Source organism: Pseudomonas sp. CFBP 13727 (genome assembly GCF_014841915.1).
Taxonomy (GTDB): Bacteria; Pseudomonadota; Gammaproteobacteria; order Pseudomonadales; family Pseudomonadaceae; genus Aquipseudomonas; species Aquipseudomonas baltica.
Genome location: NZ_JACYUT010000001.1, coordinates 1,171,584 through 1,190,782, shown reverse-complemented (window position 1 = coordinate 1,190,782; position 19,199 = coordinate 1,171,584). Strand labels below are relative to the sequence as shown.

Genomic DNA, 19,199 nt, shown 5'->3' with positions numbered 1-19,199 from the left:
GGTGCCTGTGGGAACGGGGCGGGCGGCAAGTTCTCTGTGGGAGCGGGGCTCTGCCCGCGAATGGCCCCACTTCGATTCAGGTAGCGAGCGCTCGTGGTCTGTTGGCCTGCGGCAAGGGTCCATCGGCCACCTGAGGCGGGCCGGCTTCCACGCCCAGCAGCCCCAACAGGCGTCGGCGAATGGCATTGAAGGCCGGTGTGCCTTTTTCCCGAGGGCGATCCAGGCCAATGGGCAGCGCTTCGGCAATGCGCCCGTTCTTGAGCACGATGATGCGATCGGCCAGCAGGATCGCTTCCTCGACATCGTGGGTGACCAGCAGCACTGCAGGCCCGTGGGCACGCCACAGATCGATGATCAACTGATGCATGCGAATGCGGGTCAGCGCATCGAGGGCAGCGAACGGTTCGTCCAGCAGCAGCAGGCGGGGCTCGCGCACCAGGCTGCGGGCCAATGCCACGCGCTGGGCTTCACCCCCGGACAGGGTGGCGGGAAAGGCATCGAGCCGATGCGCCAAACCCACTTCGGTCAGCGCCTTGACCGCACGCTCGCGGGCCTGGGGGGTGCGCACGCCCAAGGTGACGTTCTTCCACACGCGCTTCCACGGCATCAGGCGCGGTTCCTGGAACACCGCCGAGCGGGCCGCAGGCACCAGCAGGCGGCCACCTTCGATCGGGTCGAGCCCGGCCAGCGAGCGCAGCAGGGTGGTCTTGCCCGAGCCGCTGGCGCCCAGCAGGGCAACGAACTCGCCGGGCGCGATGTCCAGGTTCAAGCCATCGATGACGCGGTTGGCGCCGAACTGACGTACCACGTTCTGCAGGCTGACGGCGGGTTGTGGGTGCAACGGGCGGGTGACGTTGTGTGCGGTCATGGGATCAGCTCTTCACGAAGGAGGGGCGCCAGGCCAGGGCGTAGTGCTCCAGGGCGCGGATGATGCCGTCGATCAGCAGCCCCAGCAGGCTGTACACCAGCAGGCAGATGACGATGATGTCGGTGCGCATGAAGTCGCGCGCGTCGCTGGCAAGGAAGCCGATGCCGGAGGTGGCGTTGATCTGCTCGACGAACACCAACGCCAGCCAGGAGATCGCCAGCGAATAGCGCAGGCCGACGAAGAACGACGGCAGCGCGCCGGGCAATATCACGTGCCAGACCAGTTCGCGACGGTTCAGCCCCAGGGTGTTGCCGGCTTCGATCAGCTTGGGGTCGATGCTGCGGATGCCGGCGAACAGGTTCAGGTACACCGGAAAGGTGGTGCCCATGACGATCAGCGCGACCTTGGTGAACTCGCCGATGCCGAACCACAGAATGAACAGCGGCACCAGCGCCAGTGAAGGTACGGTGCGCAGCATCTGCATGGGTGAGTCGAGCAGCACTTCGCCACGCCGCGAAAGGCCGGTGAGCAGGGCCGCGACGGTGCCGATGAACACACCAATGGCCAGGCCCGACACCGCGCGCTGCAGGGATATCAGCAGATGCGCCGGGAGCTCGCCGCTGATGGTCAGCGCCCAGAACGTCACACCGATGCTCGACGGCGCGGCGATGATACGCGGCGGGATCAGCCCGGCCCGCGAGGCCAGCTCCCACAGCACCAGGATCGCCAGCGGGCTCAGCAGCCTGAGTACGAAGCCTGGCACCTGCACGCCGCGCCGGGGTGCGCTGGGCGTGACTTCGAGCATGTGGATGGGCGCCCTGGCGATCGGCGCAGAGGCGATTTCAGGTGGCATAGTCTTGGCCCTCGCGATCGAGCTGACGGATTAGGGCGTCCCAGTGCAGTTGGATCTTGGGGTTGTCGCCGCTGGCCGCACTGGCGGATTGCTGATGCACCTTGTCGATGGCCGCCTGCGGCGCCAGCAGCAGGTCGGCATTGCCGCCGGCCTGCGCGGCGATCTGGATGTTGCAGGCCCGCTCCAGCCCATGCAGTTCGCGGAAGGCATGCTCGACACTGACGCCTCCGGTCAACAGGCCGTGGTTGCGCAGAATCAGGATGTTGCTGTTGCCCAGGTTGCGAACCAGGCGCGTCTGTTCGTCCAGGTCCAGGGCTATGCCTTCATAACCGTGGTAGGCGACGCGGCTGTAGTAGAGCAATGCGTGCTGGGACAACGGCAGCAAGCCGTTGCGCTGGGCCGACACTGCAGCACCATCGCGGGTATGGGTGTGCAACACGGCTTTGAGGTCGGGGCGTGCGCGGTGGATGGCGCTGTGGATCACGTAGCCGGCGTGGTTGATGCCCAGCCCCAGCGGATCGTCGATCAGCTCGCCGTCGATATCCACCTTGACCAGATTGGATGCGGTGATTTCATCGAACAGCAGGCCGAAGGCGTTGATCAGGAAGTGCTCCTGATCACCCGGCACACGGGCCGAGAAGTGCGTGTAGATATGGTCGGTCCAGCGCAGTTGCGCGGCCAGGCGATAGGCGGCCGCGAGCTTGACGCGCACCTCCCATTCCTGCGGCGTGACACGCTGGCGCAGCGTGGGCGTGGAATCGTGCAGAACGGACAACGAAGTCATCGGGTCTCTCCTGAAAAACGTGCGTGCCGGCGGCGACGGCACATGAGTGCGATCGCCGCTCGGTCCGGTTTCATCAGGTCCCGAGCAGCCAGTGATGTAGGGGCGTTGCGGTGTCAGATCACCTTGAAGCCGTGGGTGCCGTCCCTGGCCAGTTGCTCGACCAGACCGAACTCCCAATCCAGGTAGCCTTGCATGGCTTGGCGAGGGTTGTCGGTGCCCTCGTAGGGGCGCCGGTAGCGATCGCTGCGGGGCACGGCCAGATGGCGTTCGCCGGTTTCCACCGGCAGGCCCTGGGCCACCCAGGCGGCGTTGCCACCTTCGAGGAGGAACACCGGTTTGCCGGTCAACGCCTGCAGATCGGCCACCGCGAAGCGCGCCAGCAGGCCGCTGCCGCAGGTCACCACGTAGCGTTCGGCCACGGGTACGTTCTCCAGGGCCTGGGGCAATTGCGCGCGCAGTGCCCAATGGGCACCGGCGATATGACGTTGCACGTGGTTGGCGCTGCTGGTGAAGTCGAACACCTGGGTGTTGCCCTCGCGTTGCCACCGAGCGAGCGTTGCCGGGCTGATCGTCTCGGCTTCCGGCAGGGTCGGCAGGGGCGTCTGCCAGGCGCCGTCGGCTGTGAAATCGCTGGACTGTGCATCGTCCAGCACAAACACGTCCCAACCCATCTGGGCCAGCCACGACGCGCTCATGTTGGCGCGTACGCCGTCGTCGTCCACCAGCACCAGCCGCGCACCGCGCACGCTGGCGAAATGATCGGTTTCCTGCACCAACTGGCCGCCCGGGGTAGAGCGCGCCGCAGGCAGGTGCCCGGCCGCGTATTCTTCCGGGGTGCGCACGTCGAACACATAGGTGGTGCGGCCCTGTTCGGTTTGCCAGCGGGCCAGCGCTGCAAGCGTCGCGCGTTGCACACCGGCCCTGTCCGCGACCGCGCGTGCCGACTGCGCCGCTGCCGCGCGGGTGTGCTCGGCGACTTCGCCGAAGCGATGTTGCTGGCCATGTTCCAGTGCCTGACCGGCGAGTGTCCAGCCAATGGTGCCGTTGCGCAGCGCCGACACCGGGTTGGGAATGCCCGCATTGACCAGCGACTGCGTGCCGATGATGCTGCGGGTGCGACCGGCGCAGTTGACGATCACCCGGGTCTGCGGATCGGGCGCGAGCTCGCGGATGCGCAGCACCAGTTCGGCGCCCGGCACACTGATGCCGCCCGGAATGCTCATGGTCTGGTATTCGTCGAAGCGTCGTGCGTCGACCACCACCACGTCGGCCCGGCTGTCGAGCAGGGCCTGCACGTCCTCGGCCGCCAGTGAAGGCGTATGCAGCAGGCTTTCGACCAGCTCGCCGAAGGCCTTGCTCGGTACGTTGACGTCGCGAAACAGCTCGCCGCCTGCATCGTGCCAGCCGGCAAGCCCGCCTTGCAGCAGCGCCACATCGGTATAACCGAGCGCTTGCAAGCGTTGCGCGGCCACGGCGGCAAGGCCTTCGCCTTCGTCATAGACGGTGATGGCCGTATCGCGGCGCGGTACCCGGGCGTAGATGTCCAGTTCCAGCCGGGACAGGGGGATATTGGCGGCGAACAGCGGGTGAGCCTCGGCGAAAGGCGCCTCTTCGCGGACATCGATCAATGCCACTTCCTGGCCGTCCAGCAGTGCCTGGCGCAAGGTGGAGTAGGGGCGTACGGCAATCTGGCTCATGCAGGTGAACTCTCTTTTGGCTGGCGCTCTTTGGACAAGTCCCAGAAATTGGGGATACCGGCATTGGAATAACCGGAAATGAATGGCTTTTCTTCGCCGCTTTCGCTGTACACAGCGCGCGCTACCGCGCCGATATTGGCGCCGTAGACATGGATGCTGATGGACACCCGATCGTGGAAGGCATTGCTGACTTGATGGATGTCGCCGATGTTGGGTGATACCGCTTCGACCTGGCCCGGCCCGAGGCGGATCGGCGCGCCGTCGGGCACCAGGCGCCCATCGGCTTCGCGGCTGAAGCCTTGGGAAAACTCGGCACCGCGCAACATGCCGATCAGGCCCCAGACGCGATGGTCATGGATCGGTGTGCTCTGCCCAGGGCCCCAGATGAAGCTCACCACGGAAAAGCGCTGGCGGGCGTCGGCGTGCAGCAGGAATTGCTGGTAGCGTTGCGGATCGGGCTGGACAGCGATGGCCGGCAGCCAGTCGTCGTGGCTGACCAGCCGCTGCAGCAGCACTGCGCCTTGTTCCAGCACCGCCGGCTCGCTGGGTTCGCGATCCAGCAACTCGGCCAGGTCGCCGACGAACTGGCGAAAGCGGTCATAGCGCAGTGGATGAGTCATTTCAGTAGCCCTCGAACAGATTCGTTATTACCCTAGCAAAGGGATTAAGCTTCCCGAAATTCAATTTGTTCATAAGCTAATATGCGAAAAGCGAATGAAGATAGATGACATCCAAGCGTTCCTGGCAGTCGTGCGCCTGCAGTCCCTGAGCGTGGCCGCCGAATCCCTGCAGCTGACTCAGTCCGCCGTCACCCGGCGCCTGCAAAGTCTCGAAGAGTCGCTGGGCGCAATTCTGCTCGACCGGCACACCAAGCCGATGAAACCCACGGCCATCGGCCTGCGCGTGTATGAACGCTGCCAGGGCGTGATGCGCGAGGTCGATTCGCTGCACGAGCTGGTGGCCGAAGACGCAGCGCCCTCCGGCACGCTGCGCCTCGGCGTGCCGCAGACGGTCGGTGACGCCGTGCTGCTCGATGCCCTGCAAGCCTTGAAGCAGCGCTTCGTCGATTTGCACGTGCAGGTTGCCCACGGCTGGGGTGGACAGCTGGTCCAGCGTATCCAGCACCGTGAGCTGGATGCGGCTGCGGCGTTGTTCCCGGCAGGCAAGGTGTTTCCCGACGGCGTGGTGGGTCACTCGCTGGCGCGCATGCCGCTGCTGGTGGTTGGAGCCAAGGGCCTGGATTTCGGCAAACGCTGCAAGCTGGCCGACTGCCAAGGCGAAGGTTGGGTGCTGAACCCCGACGGCTGTGGCTTTCGCGCTGGTCTCTCGCACGCCCTGGCCGAGCAGGGCCTGAGCCTGAAACTGAACCTGGAGACCTTCGGCACCGACCTGCAATTGGGCCTGGCGGCCAGCGGCATGGGCCTGGGTCTGGTCCCGGCACCGCTGTTGCAGCACAGTCGCCACCGCGAACAACTGCAGGTTCTGCAGGTGGCGGATTTCAAACCCATGGTCGACCTGTGGCTGGTGCATGCGGCGTTCGTCGGCAACCTGCAAGGCGCGATCAGGCTGTTCGGGGAAAGCGTGGCACAAGGGATGAATACGGACTGATGGAGCAAGATATGTGCGCGTTTCGCATATTAGGATATGCCTAAAATGATCTTTACTCATGTCCTTGAAGGTGCGTAGATTAGTCCACAACCACAGCGCTGCCGCTTCGAGTTGCGTTGCCGTGCACTTGTCCGACCGAGTTCTCGCCATGCCCCAGTTAGACCCCGGCGCCCTTGCCGCGCTCACCGAACGAATGGCACTGCACGCCGAGCGCTACGACCGCAGTGGCGAGTTCCCCCATGACAACATCGACCACCTGCACAGCCTCGGCCTGCTCGCGCTGACCGTGCCCACGGCCTATGGCGGCGGCGGGGCCGACCTGGCAACAGCGCAGAAAGTGGTGGCCGCAGTCGCCAAGGGCGAGCCGGCGACGGCGTTGATCCTGGTCATGCAGTACCTGCAGCAGGCCCGTCTGCACCAGAGCGAGCGTTGGCCTCAGGCCTGGAAGCAGCGCCTGGCGCTGGACGCCGTGGAAAGAGGGGCGCTGATCAACTCGCTGCGGGTCGAGCCCGAACTGGGCACGCCGGCCCGCGGCGGCCTGCCCAACACCGTGGCGCGACGTACCGCCGAGGGCTGGCGACTGGGCGGCCGCAAGATCTATTCCACTGGCAGCCACGGCCTGACCTGGCTGCTGGTGTGGGCGCGCAGCGATGATGACGATCCGTTGGTGGGTTCCTGGCTGGTGCACCGAGACACCCCCGGAATCACCATCGAAGACACCTGGGACCACTTGGGCATGCGTGCCACGTGCAGCCACGATGTGGTCTTCGACGACGTGCTGGTGCCGTTCGACCAGGCCGTCAGCGTAAGTCCGGCCAGCACGCCGCAGCCGGAACTGGACGGCGAAGGCCTGCTGTGGATGGCGGTGCTGATGTCCAGTGTCTACGACGGCGTCGCCCAGGCCGCACGTGATTCGTTCATCGATTGGCTGCAGCACCGCGTACCGGCCAATCTCGGTGCCGCCCTGGCGACGCTGCCGCGCTTCCAGGAACGGGTCGGCGAGATCGACAGCCTGCTGCTGGCCAACCAGGCCCTGTTGCAATCGGCCGCCGAAGGCCGCCTGCCCGCCGAGCGCTGGCCCGCCATCAAGTACCTAGTGTGCAACCAGGCCATACGCGCCGTGACTCTGGCCATCGAAGCCGGCGGCAACCCGGCGCTGGACCGTCGCAACGCGCTGGAAAGGCACTACCGCAACGTGCTCTGCGCGCGCATTCACACGCCTCAGGATGACAGCGCCCTGGTTGCAATAGGGCGTCAGGCACTGGCGCTCTGACACCCATCAACGAGCTCACGAAATTTTCATGTGCCGCTGATTACAGTGGCGTCCCTTGTTGGGGAGTAGCCTGCTCTGGACCTCGGTCCAGCGCGTTCGTGTCAACATTCTCGGCTGCCTGCCGTGGCACGAACACCTTGTGGTTGGTGAGACCAACGATGCATCCATGCCTAAAGCCGGGCGTGTGGTCGCGTCGTTGACTCATAGCCCGGCTGGATCTTCGACCGTGAACCCCATTTCCATCATCTTCGTCGCCCTGGCGATGTCCACCGACGCCTTCGCCGCCGCCATCGGCAAAGGCGCGACACTGCACAAACCGCGATTCACGGAAGCACTTCGTACGGGTGTCATCTTCGGTGCTATAGAGACCATCACCCCCTTGATAGGGTGGTTCATAGGCCAGGCGGCGACTGAGTACGTTCAAGACTTCGACCACTGGATCGCCTTCGTGCTATTGGTGGGACTTGGGCTGCACATGATTTACAACGGCGTCAAGGATGAAGCCCCTGAAGAAGACAAGCCGCAACAGCATTCCTTTGCCATTCTGGCCGTCACCGCCTTTGCCACCAGCATCGATGCTCTTGCGGTTGGCGTAGGCCTGGCCTTCGTCGACGTGAACATCTGGATTGCAGCCGCCGCCATCGGCGTGGCGACCACGGTCATGGTCACGATCGGCGTGATGCTGGGTCGGGTACTGGGCGTCGTGGTGGGCAAGCGCGCGGAAATCGTGGGCGGCATCGTGTTGATGCTGGTCGGTGCGGTGATTCTCTACGAGCATTTGTCTGCGGCGTAATCGGAGCAGTGGACTGCTCATGGGCTGCGTTTTCCGGCCCGGTTGGCGGCGGCAGGTGAGGGGCCGCCGCACAGATCCTGGGAGTGCGTCGTTGGATTACTCGCCCGGCGCCCACACCTCCACGTTCACCGCATCGATCCGCTTGGGAATCAGCTTCTCGTCGTGAAAGGCATCGGCGATCTTCTGCTGCTCGGCCAATCCTTCGCGGGTGACGGGCTGCACATCGTAGCTGCGGCGGGCGTTCGCCTGCTGCACCACTGCCGGGTCAAGATTGCCCCAGAGCGGACCCAGAATCGCGGCGGCGTCGGCCGGGTTTGCCTTGACCCATTTGCCAGTTTCGGCCAAGTCGTCGAACACCGTTTTCAGGATCGCCGGGTTGGCCTTCGCATAAGGCGTGCCTGCCAGATAGTAGCGCTTGTACGAGGCCAGGTTTTCGCTGCCCGCCAGTACGCGGGTAGGTTGGTGCTGCTGCGCGGCACTGAGGAACGGTTCCCACGCCACCCAGGCATCCACCTTCTGGTTTTCGAAGGCGGCGCGGCCGTCGGCGATGGTCAGGTAGGCCGGCTTGATATCAGTGAACGTCAGATTACCCTTGCGCAGGGCCGCCAGCAGCAGGTAGTGAGCCCCTGCCGCCTTGGTGACTGCTACGGTATGGCCACGCAGGTCTGCCAGCGATTTGAGCGGCGAGTCCTGCCGCACCAGAATCGCCTGGGCCTGCGGTGAAGCCGATTCGGACGCGTAGTAGGTGAGCTTGCCGCCGGCAGCTTGAGCGAACACCGGCACCGTGTCGGCAACGTCTGCCGACAGGTCGACGTTGCCGACGTTAAGCGCTTCGAGCAGCGGCTGGCCACTGGCAAATTCGTGCCAGCTGACGCGCACGCCTTTGTCTGCCAGTTGCTTCTCCAGCGTACCTTGCTGCTTGAGCAGCACCATCAGCGTCGAGGACTTCTGGTAACCGATGCGCAGCTGGGTTTCTGCCGCTGCCGAAAAGCTGAAGGCAACGCCGAGCGCAACGCTGAGGCTGGCGGCAAGCAGGTGCCGCGGGGTGAAGAGGGTGGACATGGTTTCAAGTCTCGTCTCCGACGCATCCGCGGGGCGCGGTCGGCTCGAAGAGAACGGGGAAGGGCATGCCGGTGATCCGGTGAAGCGACTATAGAAGAACAGTTCAACGCACGGTAATGGCGTTTAGTTATCAGCTTATGCAGCCTCACCGGCCAAACTGATTCGCACTGCACTTCACCCGCCGGTTCTTTATCGATGCGAAAGGTTCTCAGTAGGCGCCTGTCATCTTCGCATATACAAATTTCTCTTTTAAAAACATACACGTACCTATCACTTCTGTCAGGCGACGTCCAAGGAAACATTACCTAGTGTGGCGGCTTCACTGCGCAGCCCGTTCGCGGGCCTGCGCCGAACAGCCAAGGTAGATAGCCATGAAAGATGAAACGCCGGCGGAACGTACCCTATCCGCACATTTGAAGAATATCGCCGTCAATGCCGAACAGCACCAGACCCTGTCCAAGGTTCAAGGCTGCACGGCAATGGAGATCGCTCAAGGCAGCGTCGACGACCTGATCAAGCTCGGCAAGGGTTTTGACGTAGATCAAGCGCAAGCCTTGCATCAGCGCGCCAGCTCGGTGGCCGTGCTCGCAGCGCGACAGATGCGCGAACAACGCCTCAAGGCCAGCGAGCCGGCTTCGGCGGCCATGGCCCGTAGCGGCGTCCGTGCGCTGGTCGACGGCCCCAGCTTCGAAAGCCAGTTCACCCCCAGTTGGTCGAGCAACTGCATGCCCGGCGCTATCGAGGCAACCTCCTCGCCTGCGGCTTATCTGACCAGTCTTTACCGTCTTGCCACCCAGACCATCGAGCCTCTGGCAATCGAAGGTGAAGCCATCACGCTGGCCAAGCGTCGTCCCGATCTGGTTGACCTGACCTTGGACCCTGTGAGCCTGGAGCGCGTCGAGCCGACTGTAGTGATCGTCAATGAGATTCTCGAGCGCGCCGCGCGCGAGTTTCTGGACGGCCGCAACCGCAGCGAAGAAGCGGTAGACGATGTACTGCTGGCCACCCGTTATCCTTTCCAGTTGCCGTATGAGCGGTATCAGGCGCAGATCAACCATGTGCTGCAGCGCAAGCGCTACCAACTGGGTGACGTGGTTCGACAACTCGATCCCAAGTTCCCCTATTTCAAGGAGCAAGGGTTGCATTCGGCGGCCTCCGACGATGCCCTGCAACTGGACGCCGCGTTTGGCCCCGAGCAGCGCGCGCTGCTGCTGGAAGCGCCTTATTTTCCGCTGACGAACCTGGCCCGCAAGGCCCCAGGCCTCCAGCGCCAGGCAGCCATGGCCGTGGCTCAGGCCAGCTTCTACAACCGTCACTACGGTGTTGCCAACGCCGAGCCGCTGGTGGATATCCCTACCTTCTGCAAGCGCACGGGCATCAACCAGGCGCAACTGGAAGACCTGCTGTCCATTGAAACGCGCGCACCGGTGGCTTCGCCCAATGTGGCCGGGTTGGCGCCGGCATCGCCTGCCGTGGTCGGTTCCAGCTACATCAACGCGGGTACCGCGCCGACCTTGGGCGTGGTCAGTGAGGGTGGGGCGATGCACCGTTTCATCGGCCACACCGATGGCCATTTCGACCGCCTGCAACGCATCATTCGTCTGTCGCGCTGGATGGAGCTGAGCTTCGCCGACATCGATCTGCTGCTATCGGCAGCCTTCAAGACCGAGCACGGCAAGACCCCGCACGCTTTTCAGATCACCGAAAACACCCTGCGCATGCTGGGTCTGTTTCGCCAACTGCAGCGCGATTTCAAGGTAACCGCTGAAGACTTTTCGGCGCTCGTTCATGGCGTAGGCCTGTATGCGTGCGGCAGTGACACGCCGCAGTTCGATCGCATTTTCAATGCCAGCGGCCTGTTTGAAACGCCGTTGTGTCTGGACGACAGCGTATTTCCAATCGTCCCGGCGACGGAGAATCAGTACCGCAAGGTCGATCATCTGTGCAGCGCGCTGGGCATCAGTTTCGAAACCTACGTCTATATCGCTCGCTACATCGCTCAGGGGCTCCACAGTCAGGGCAACGAAAGCATGGCTGACTTCGATATCAACAGCTTGCGGTGGTCCCACGCTGTAGTCTCGGCGTTCTACCGCCTGGTGAAGCTGCCACGCTATCTGGGCATTTCGAGTATCGAGGCGATTGCCTTGCTGCAATTGATCAACCAGAGCGCCAACCAGTACATCAACCGCCTGGCGCAGCCCCGGCTTGCCGTGCATCAGCACTCGGAAACGACTGACACCCTGAGTGTGATCCAGTCCTTGGCCGATGTGATCAAGTGGTGCAACACGCATCAGTTGTCGGTCAACTGGTTGTATCAGCAGGTCATGCCACTGACTCCCGTTGCGGCAGCGACCGAGCACGAGATCGATCTGCTCAAGCAGATTCAATCACGTATGGGAGCGGTATTGGTCAGCCAGGCGACCTTCGTCGAAGCAGGTGCACCGCAGTATTCAGCGGGTGATGCGCCAACTGCGATTGACTGGCTGGCTGAATTCGAAGCGCTCGTTTCCGGTGACGGCCTGATCATTGATCGCAGCATCATGGCCCCCGAGTACGAGGACGAAGCCTACTATACCGAGCGGCTGCTGGAGCTGATCGATCGCGTGATGAGCCGCCATGGCGTCACAGCGATCTCCGACCTGCGCATCAAACTGTTCAGTGTGGTGATGGACGCCCGTGCCGCTCAGCAGAGCCTGGTTTGGGAATGCCTGGCCAGCACCTTGAAGGTGACTGCCGAGCAGTGCCGCGAGCTGCTGCTGTGGGCGCGTGGCACGACCTATCAGTTGCTTGCCGAAGTACTGCGGGTGTTCGCCATCGAGGGGGGCGCCGGTGTCGCGGTGCCCGTGGGCGATGAAGTGCTGACCATCCTGGCACGTCTGGCCCGCCGGGCAGCGATCGCGCAACAGCTGAACGTCAGCGCCATGGCCTTGCGCAGTTTTGTGCGTAACCCTGAGTGGTTCGGCCGCCCGGCGCAAGTTCGCCGAACCAGATCCGCCACCTGGTCGATCGACGACATCGGCTTTGCAGACCTCTACAGCCTGGTGCAGTACCAGCGAGTGGTGAAATTCAGCCGTCGCGGTGAGCAGGAGTTGCTCGACTACCTACAGCTGGTGAACAGCCTGCCCCAAGAGCTCAGCGATGCCGATGCCGAACTTGTACGCGAAGATGCTGCGGGCAAGATCGCCGGATTTATCGGCTTCGGCACTCGCGACATTCTGCAAACAGCCGCGCTGTTGGCTGACAACGGGATTCTGCTGACCGTGCTGGAACTGGATCACCTGATCCGTATTCGCGAGTTCTGTAACGAGCTGCAATTGGGCACCACGGCAGTGGTCGACTTGAGTCGGCTGCGCAGCGACAGTTCGCGCAACGACTACCGGGCCGCTGGCGAGGGTGCCTTGGCCAGCTTGACCGCCAGCCTGTCAGGTGAAGGCAAACAAGTGGAAGGTGAACTGGGGCAAAGCGAGTCTTCATGGATCATTGTCGACCGTGAGCTGTTGGTGGCCAGGACCGACGAGGTCGCACGCTTCACCATTACCGTCAGAAACTTCCTGGGCCAGCCGATGGGTGGTATTCGAGTCGCCTGGCGTACCAGCCTGGGCGAACTGCAATTACCCGCGATGACGGAAACCGACGCCAATGGCGAAATGACCGCGACCCTGATGTCTGGCGATGAGATGGGCACCGCTCAGGTCACCGCCACCTACGGCCTGGACCGGCAGATCCAGGCGCCGCTGGTGCGGATCGATTGCGATGAAAGCACCCTTGACTTCATCGAGGTGCCCCATTACCCGAATCCTGCCGAGGCGCTGGCGGGTGACCGTGAAGAAATCGAGTTTGCGGTGGAACTCGTGGATATGCATGGCAACGTGGGTCGCGATCGTGTGGTGCGGTGGGAGACGGACCTGGGTCAATTCCTGCGTCCGCAGACGCGCACCGATAGCGAAGGCCTGGCGTATGCGACGTTGCACAGCCAGCCGTCGGGTCCGGCCAGCGTGGTAGCGGTGTTCGAGTTCAACGGTAACGAGCACGCGTTTCAACCCGTCAGGTTCCTGGAACAGCCTTACTTTCAATACATACGCTTCGCGAGCGCCATCGCGGCGACCCAGCCGGTAGAGGTCACTTGCCGCATTATCAACCTGGATGAAACGCCTGTAATCGGCGCCACAGTGACTTGGGGTTGCACCGTCGGCGGCTTTGATCAGCAAGCTACGAGCATCACCGATGGGCAGGGTATTGCCCGCATCAATTTCACCGCAGCCCAGGCAGGGTCCGTGATAGTGAGCGTTGATGCCACTGTGTCGGACACCCAATTGCGCCCCCTCGCCAGTGCTGCGACGCCTATCTTCGAGCTGCCAAGACTGGTCGAACATGCACCATTGGAGCAGATTTTCGGCATCGGCCAGTCACGCCCAGCGCAGTTCCGTGTACGCCTGGAGCCAGCATTGAGCCGCTACCCCGTGACGTGGCACCAAGGCAGTAGGGAGCTCGGAACCAGCTACACCGATAGTCAAGGTTGGACCGCATTCGAATATCGCTTCGCGGCGGGTGATCACGGCCAGAAAGTGGTGACAGCGCGAACCATTGGGGTAAACAACGCGGCTGATTTCGCAGTCGCAGTCATGCACGCTCACGAATCTTTACAAGTGTCGTCGCTGGGTGAAACGGGTGATCTGTTGAATCATTCTGATGGCAGCTCGTTCGTCATGGGGCGTGGTGGGCAGGGAGCATTGAGCGTACGTGCTGTCCGTGGGGATATCGGCGATGATCGTGCATGGGTGCAATGGAGCTTGGTTGGCGGCGCTGCCGACATGCAAGGAATTGTCATTTCACCTGCAGCGGGCGAGAAAGCCTATGCCGATGAGCAAGGGCACATGCATTTTGATTTCAATGGGGAGTACGCCGATTTCAAAGAAGGTGGTGCAGCGGATAACGTGCTTGTCTTGAGATTCGAGAGCAATTTGGGTGTCATTGAAACCCGAGAAGTGCATGTGAAGGAGATCGTGACACTTGGCATCTTTCAAGCTTGGAGGCAGCATGACTACCTAAATACCCACGGGCTCAGTGTCCAGCTGAACTCGCAAAGTGGACGTCCGCTGATAGGCGGCACGGTGCACTTCAGGCAAACGGATGGAAACCCCCCGGAAAGACCTCTATTACCAAACAGTGCTGGGGGCTGTGCTTACAGAGGAATCTATACCAGTAATAACCGCTGGGATAACACGCTTACTGTACGCCCGGATACCTGCGCGGTGTTCAGGGACGGAATGAACACTGTTGATCATGTGAACTTTGTTATCCCCGAAGACCGGCGAAATCTGCCGGCGGCGTTCAGAACTGTGGCCAGTAGCAGTGATTCACGCGTACGGTTCGAAGGAAACATTGCTTATGTTCCCAAACGCGCCGAAGTGCCGATGACGGTCAGGGTTCTGTACGGTAACGAACCCGTGCTGGCTATAACTCCTGCTGGCTATAGGGTCGTCTCGACACCTGGAACCTGCGGCCCGGATGGCTACATGGAATTGATGCTGTCCGAGACTCAAACCAGTCCGTACAGCGTGGTGGACAATTTTGTAGGCTACGAAATCATGAAGATCATTCCGGAATAAAAGTGTCTGGTTGATCAATTGTATTGCCCTTATTATCGAGATATTATCGTGACCGAGTTCACTGCTGCTCTATTTTCCGCACACCGCGACGCACTGGTCGCCTATTACCTAGGCCAAATAGTTCTGGAACACCCCGTGCCCGGCGCTCGCCGTCTGGAAACCCCTGAGGACTTGTACGAATACCTGCTTATCGATAACCAGGTCAATGCCCCTGTCGATACCAGCCGTATCGCCATGGGCATGGCCAGTCTTCAGCAATACATTCATGCCATCTACAATGGGATGGAGCCTGGCTATCGTGGAATTTTCGACAAGCAGGCGCAGCAACTCTGGCGCGAAAGCAAGAGTGAGTACGCTATCTGGGCGGGTAATCAGATGTTGCAGGATTACCCCGAGAACTACATCGAACCCACACTACGTCTCAATCAGACGCAGGCATTCACGGAGTTCACCAACGATATCAATCAGAGTCGTCCGTCCAAAGATTCCGTGCAGCACGCATTGCGGCACTACTTGAACAAGTTCGAACACTTGAGCAATCTGAACGTGGTGGCCGGCTATATTGATGGCGTGGACTTTCGTAATGCCGATTACTACTTTCTGGGGCGGCAGAACGTCGAGCCCTATCAGTATTTCTGGCGCAAGGCCCAGGTACGTTTTGGCGAGGCCACCGGCCAGGCCGAAGGTGACGATTACCTGAGCCCCACTGCCTGGAGCGAGTGGTTGCCGGTAAACATCCCTTCGGGAAGCGAGATCCTGCACATCAGGCCGCTACTACTGGACGGTCGTTTGTATGTCGCGTGGATCAGCCAGCAAGAAAAGATGCGCGAACGCCCCGACGGCGACGACGTGGTAGGTACCCACGAGTCCGTGCCAAGTTACAGTCTGAACGTGGCCTACCAAATGATTGATGGCAGTTGGTCGCCAGCCATGGTCACGGTGCTCATGGATAAGCGTAAATACGATCCAGACGCCGACTATTTCGTGGCCTTTGTCAGCGAGGCCGATCCAGACGACAAGAAAATTGTCTTTGCATATGGCGTGACCGATGCAGACCAGCCTGATTATGAAGGATTGATTTTCGATGCGCGGTTCAATGTGCTGTTTCACGATGTCGTGAATCACACTGGCGTCAGCGGTTATCTGGGAAAAATGCTCAATGCCTTGCAGCATTTCTCCAACGCAGATAATTCGTTGCAACATCCGCTGGCCAGCGACCGCTGGACCCACCCTGCAGTGACTCAAGGCTATGAAGAGGCTTATCATAAAGTTGGCGCTTTGAGTGGGTGGATGCGGTTGGTGACGTGGTTCTGCATCGATAAAGAAGGGCGCTACTGCCTGCGCGTTCGTGGTCAAGTCACTAAAGCCTTCATCAACGCCACGACAGAACGCCCGCATAACGCCCATTTAATTTTGAGCTGTTATGTCAGCGGGGTGCAAAAGGCGGGGGCAGAGTTCCGCGACATCGCCCTGAACGGCAATGCCTGGACGCCGGATGTCATGTTTGTGTTTGGCGCACAACCTGGGGACATCCCGTCCACGATCGACATCAGCTTTGGCGACGTGGCGAGCACACCTTCGCGGGATCATTATGTGGTCACGCTCAATGCCTTGCCCGAGGCTCGTCCCAAACTGCGTCACGAGGCGACTGGAGGGCAGTTTCTCGACTTGACCGCGCTGCGGCTGACTGGACTGCAATACGTCCGCCTCAATACGCTGTTTGCCCGAGACCTGGTTGCCAAGGCAAACGTGTCGGTAGATGCCGTACTCAACTGGTCCACCCAGCATATGCAGGAACCGCCGCTTCCGGGTAGCACTGCGGTGAGCTACATGGACTTCCATGGCGCCAACGGACGATATTTCTGGGAGCTGTTTTTCCATGTGCCCCATGCGGTCGCCCAACGTCTGCACAACGAGTTCGATTTCTTCGGTGCCGAAGAGTGGCTCCACTACATCTTCAACCCGCAAGCCAAGATCAAGCCCACCCAGCCGCCCAGCCCCTTGTACTGGTCGGTGCGCCCTCTAGAGGAGGCCAGCAGTGGTGACTATGAAGTGGTCGGTATCACCGATCCCGACGCGATCTGCTATTCACATCCAGAGCACTACCGCAAAGCGATCTTTACCTTGTATGTGCGCAACCTCATGGCCTATGGCGATTCCCTGTACCGTCGCCTGACCCGCGACAGTTTGAACGAGGCGAAGCTGATGTACGTGCGTGCGCTCTCGTTGATGGGTAACAAACCGGACAACCGGATGGTCGGTCGCTGGGAACCTGTCAGCCTGGGCGTGGCTGCTGAAATGAACGGGCAAACGTTCGCACGCTACGAACATCCACTGAGCGCACGCTCGCTACCCGCCATACAGGGCGAGGATCGGCCGTGGTTCGAACTGCTCGACTCCGAACGTTTCCGCCTGCCGGTCAACACCCAGCTGCTGGATATCTGGGACGACATTGCGCGGCGACTCGAGAACCTGCGCAACAATCTGACCATCGACGGCAAGCCGCTGCTGTTGCCGCTCTATGCTCCGCCGGTGGACCCGAAAATGCTGCTGCGCGCGCAGAACAGCGCCAGTGGGCTGGTACAGCGCAGTGTCGGTGGCATGGCGCCGATTCCGCCGTATCGCTTCCGCGCGCTGCTGCCGCGGGTGCAGAATGCGGTGGAGACCCTGATTCGTTTCGGCGAGCAGGTACGCACTTACCGTGAGCTCAAGGATCGTGCCGAGCAGGAAGAACTGCAACAGTCCCACGTCCTGGAGCTGTCGCAGTTCGGGATCAAGCTGCAGGAATTGGCGATCGACCAAGCTGACGCAGGTCTGGTGGCATTGACCAGCAGTCGCCAGGTCATCAAGCAGCGCTTCGACTACTACTCAAAGCTGGCCGAAGAGAACGTTTCGTCGGCAGAGGAGCGGGCCAAGGACCTGAACTTGAAGTCCGCCATCGCCAGCGCAGGCACTCAGGCCCTGGAACGTGTCGCCGGCGCGGTGAATATGGGCTCGGTGATCGTCACGGCTGTGGGTGGTGGACACACCCGTGCCGGTTCGGCCGTCCAGGCTGTGGCCGTGGTTGCCGGAATGGCAGCCGATTCCATGCGTATCAATGGCGAGATGCTTTCCATCAACGAGCAATACCGGCGTCGCCTGGTCGAGTGGGAGTTTCAGCGCGACCAGGCGTCGGCCGAGCTGTCGGCGGTGGACAAGCAGATCAATGTCCAGAAGCTGCAGATAGAATCCGCTCGTGAGCAACTGGCCCATGCCGTACGCAGCGAACAGCAGTCGCAGGACTACTATGCATTTCTGAAAACCCGCAGCACCAATGCCGGCCTGTACCAATGGCTGCTCAGTCAGCTGTCGACCTTTTACTTCCAGGCGTACGATGCGGTTGTCGCGTTGAGCCTGAATCTGGAAGCCTGCTGGCAGTATGAGCTGGGTGATTTCCAGACTCGATTCATCCAGCCCAACGTGTGGTTCGAAAACTACTTCGGCCTCACCGCCGGCGACGCGCTGAAGCTGCAACTGCTGCGCATGGAGGCGGCCTACCTGAAACGCAATGAACGGCGTCTGGAGCTGACCAAGACTGTTTCCCTCAAGTCTCTGTTCGAGAAGATAGGCAGCAAAGAGCGCTGGGAGATGGCGCTGACCCAGCTCAAGGAGCGCGGGGAACTGACGTTCGACCTTCACTGCTCGTTGTTCGACGGCGATTACCCGGGGCATTACCTGCGGCAGTTGGTCAGCGTCTCGGTATCACTGCCGGTTGTGGTCGGGCCCTATCAGCAGATCCATGGCGTGTTGACCCAAGTGTCCAGCAAAACCGTGACCAAGGCCGACCTGCGGGCGATGAATTCGCTGTACGGCCTGCCGGATGCGAACACCCAGCATATCCTGTTCAACCCCCGTGCCAGCCAAAGCATCGCCCTGTCCTCTGGCATGGACGATCACGGCCTGTTCATGCTCGACTTCAACGACGAGCGCTACCTGCCGTTCGAGGGAACTGGCGCGGTTTCCAGCTGGCAATTGAAATTCCCTCGCCACGATCGTGCGCCTCAAAGCGCAATGCTCGATACCTTGACTGACATCATCGTCAACCTGCGCTACACCGCAGTGGATGGTGGGCCAGGGTTCGCCAGTCAAGTGGAGGGTCTGCTGGATCAGATGTGATCTGATCCCACCTGGCTGAAACGACAAAGGGGTCGCTCGATGAGCGACCCCTTTGTCGTTATGCATCCGGCGTCCAGTCAGTGGCGAGCTTCCTGCCCCGACATCGCCATCAATTGCTTCTCCTGATTCCAGTCGAACGGTTCGTCGTTCTCCTCGGCTTCGAAACGGCGCTCTTCCAGCGCCTGGTACAGCGCGATTTCTTCGTCAGGCATGTAGTGCAGGCAGTCGCCGGCAAAGAACCACAGCAGGTCGCGCGGCACCAGGTGGGCAATCTGCGGGTAACGGGTGATCACCTGGCACATGATGTCCTGGCCCAGGTACTGGCTTTCCACCGGGTCGACCGGCAGTTGCGCACGCAGCTCATCGAAGCGCTCCAGAAACAGCGCGTGGCTTTCCTCGGGGACCTGCTCCGCCTCGCCCAGAGCCCCGAGGATGCTGCGCAGATGGTCGAGCAGGACAAGGTGGTATTCGAGATGGTTAATGGCCATGGTGGGGTC

Annotated in this window: 11 protein-coding genes and 1 pseudogene; 5 read left to right on the top strand and 7 right to left on the bottom strand. The window is 61.5% G+C overall.

From position 1 onward, the window contains the following. Window positions 1-76: 76 nt before the first annotated feature. The 5 genes and pseudogenes from IFT76_RS05255 to IFT76_RS05235 all read right to left on the bottom strand — a co-directional run bounded on the left by IFT76_RS05255 (window position 77) and on the right by IFT76_RS05235 (window position 4,822). Window positions 77-868, bottom strand: coding sequence for an ABC transporter ATP-binding protein (locus tag IFT76_RS05255; RefSeq protein ID WP_192053751.1), 792 nt, complete (start codon window positions 866-868; stop codon window positions 77-79). Window positions 869-872: 4 nt separating this feature from the next. Then, window positions 873-1,646 (bottom strand): annotated as a pseudogene (locus tag IFT76_RS05250) (ABC transporter permease); the annotation flags it as partial. 64 nt (window positions 1,647-1,710) lie between these two features. Then, window positions 1,711-2,505: a class II aldolase/adducin family protein gene (locus IFT76_RS05245; protein ID WP_122479286.1), complete on the bottom strand. Its 795-nt coding sequence runs from the start codon at window positions 2,503-2,505 to the stop codon at window positions 1,711-1,713. A gap of 113 nt (window positions 2,506-2,618) precedes the next feature. Beyond that, a complete protein-coding gene (locus IFT76_RS05240; RefSeq protein WP_192057573.1) occupies window positions 2,619-4,202 on the bottom strand; it encodes a rhodanese homology domain-containing protein in 1,584 nt (527 codons plus the stop codon). Next, entirely contained in the window at window positions 4,199-4,822 is a 624-nt protein-coding gene (locus IFT76_RS05235) for a cysteine dioxygenase family protein (protein ID WP_192057572.1), read from the bottom strand. Before IFT76_RS05235 ends, IFT76_RS05240 begins: the two co-directional genes overlap by 4 nt. Before the next feature lie 94 nt (window positions 4,823-4,916). On the opposite strand from IFT76_RS05235, the gene IFT76_RS05230 reads away from it, so the two are divergent. From IFT76_RS05230 to mntP, 3 genes are all read left to right on the top strand, one after another. Further along, a complete protein-coding gene (locus tag IFT76_RS05230; protein WP_122479283.1) occupies window positions 4,917-5,810 on the top strand; it encodes a LysR family transcriptional regulator in 894 nt (297 codons plus the stop codon). A gap of 148 nt (window positions 5,811-5,958) precedes the next feature. Further along, complete coding sequence (locus tag IFT76_RS05225; RefSeq protein WP_192057571.1) at window positions 5,959-7,083, top strand: acyl-CoA dehydrogenase family protein; 1,125 nt, start codon at window positions 5,959-5,961, stop codon at window positions 7,081-7,083. A gap of 226 nt (window positions 7,084-7,309) precedes the next feature. After that, window positions 7,310-7,876, top strand: coding sequence for a manganese efflux pump MntP (mntP, locus tag IFT76_RS05220; RefSeq protein WP_192057570.1), 567 nt, complete (start codon window positions 7,310-7,312; stop codon window positions 7,874-7,876). A 96-nt stretch (window positions 7,877-7,972) separates the two neighbouring features. Here mntP and IFT76_RS05215 read toward each other — a convergent pair whose 3' ends face one another. Further along, a complete protein-coding gene (locus IFT76_RS05215) occupies window positions 7,973-8,938 on the bottom strand; it encodes an aliphatic sulfonate ABC transporter substrate-binding protein (RefSeq protein WP_192057569.1) in 966 nt (321 codons plus the stop codon). A gap of 371 nt (window positions 8,939-9,309) precedes the next feature. Between IFT76_RS05215 and IFT76_RS05210 the strand changes: the two genes are divergently transcribed. Together IFT76_RS05210 and IFT76_RS05205 are read left to right on the top strand one after the other, a co-directional pair. Then, the gene (locus IFT76_RS05210; protein WP_192057568.1) at window positions 9,310-14,547 is read left to right on the top strand and encodes a Tc toxin subunit A; all 5,238 of its coding nucleotides are present in this window, start codon (window positions 9,310-9,312) and stop codon (window positions 14,545-14,547) included. A 48-nt stretch (window positions 14,548-14,595) separates the two neighbouring features. Then, the gene (locus tag IFT76_RS05205) at window positions 14,596-18,702 is read left to right on the top strand and encodes a Tc toxin subunit A-related protein (RefSeq protein ID WP_342365564.1); all 4,107 of its coding nucleotides are present in this window, start codon (window positions 14,596-14,598) and stop codon (window positions 18,700-18,702) included. A gap of 77 nt (window positions 18,703-18,779) precedes the next feature. On the opposite strand, the gene IFT76_RS05200 is transcribed toward IFT76_RS05205, so the two are convergent. After that, the gene (locus tag IFT76_RS05200; RefSeq protein WP_192057566.1) at window positions 18,780-19,190 is read right to left on the bottom strand and encodes a PA2817 family protein; all 411 of its coding nucleotides are present in this window, start codon (window positions 19,188-19,190) and stop codon (window positions 18,780-18,782) included. Between the last annotated feature and the right edge of the window lie 9 nt (window positions 19,191-19,199).

Bases quoted from the DNA above. Each gene is read 5' to 3' on its own strand.
- IFT76_RS05245 (WP_122479286.1), bottom strand. From the start codon at position 2,505: ATGACTTCGTTGTCCGTTCTGCACGATTCCACGCCCACGCTGCGCCAG.
- IFT76_RS05215 (WP_192057569.1), bottom strand. From the start codon at position 8,938: ATGTCCACCCTCTTCACCCCGCGGCACCTGCTTGCCGCCAGCCTCAGC.
- IFT76_RS05200 (WP_192057566.1), bottom strand. From the start codon at position 19,190: ATGGCCATTAACCATCTCGAATACCACCTTGTCCTGCTCGACCATCTG.
- IFT76_RS05230 (WP_122479283.1), top strand. From the start codon at position 4,917: ATGAAGATAGATGACATCCAAGCGTTCCTGGCAGTCGTGCGCCTGCAG.
- IFT76_RS05240 (WP_192057573.1), bottom strand. From the start codon at position 4,202: ATGAGCCAGATTGCCGTACGCCCCTACTCCACCTTGCGCCAGGCACTG.
- IFT76_RS05210 (WP_192057568.1), top strand. From the start codon at position 9,310: ATGAAAGATGAAACGCCGGCGGAACGTACCCTATCCGCACATTTGAAG.
- IFT76_RS05235 (WP_192057572.1), bottom strand. From the start codon at position 4,822: ATGACTCATCCACTGCGCTATGACCGCTTTCGCCAGTTCGTCGGCGAC.
- IFT76_RS05225 (WP_192057571.1), top strand. From the start codon at position 5,959: ATGCCCCAGTTAGACCCCGGCGCCCTTGCCGCGCTCACCGAACGAATG.
- IFT76_RS05255 (WP_192053751.1), bottom strand. From the start codon at position 868: ATGACCGCACACAACGTCACCCGCCCGTTGCACCCACAACCCGCCGTC.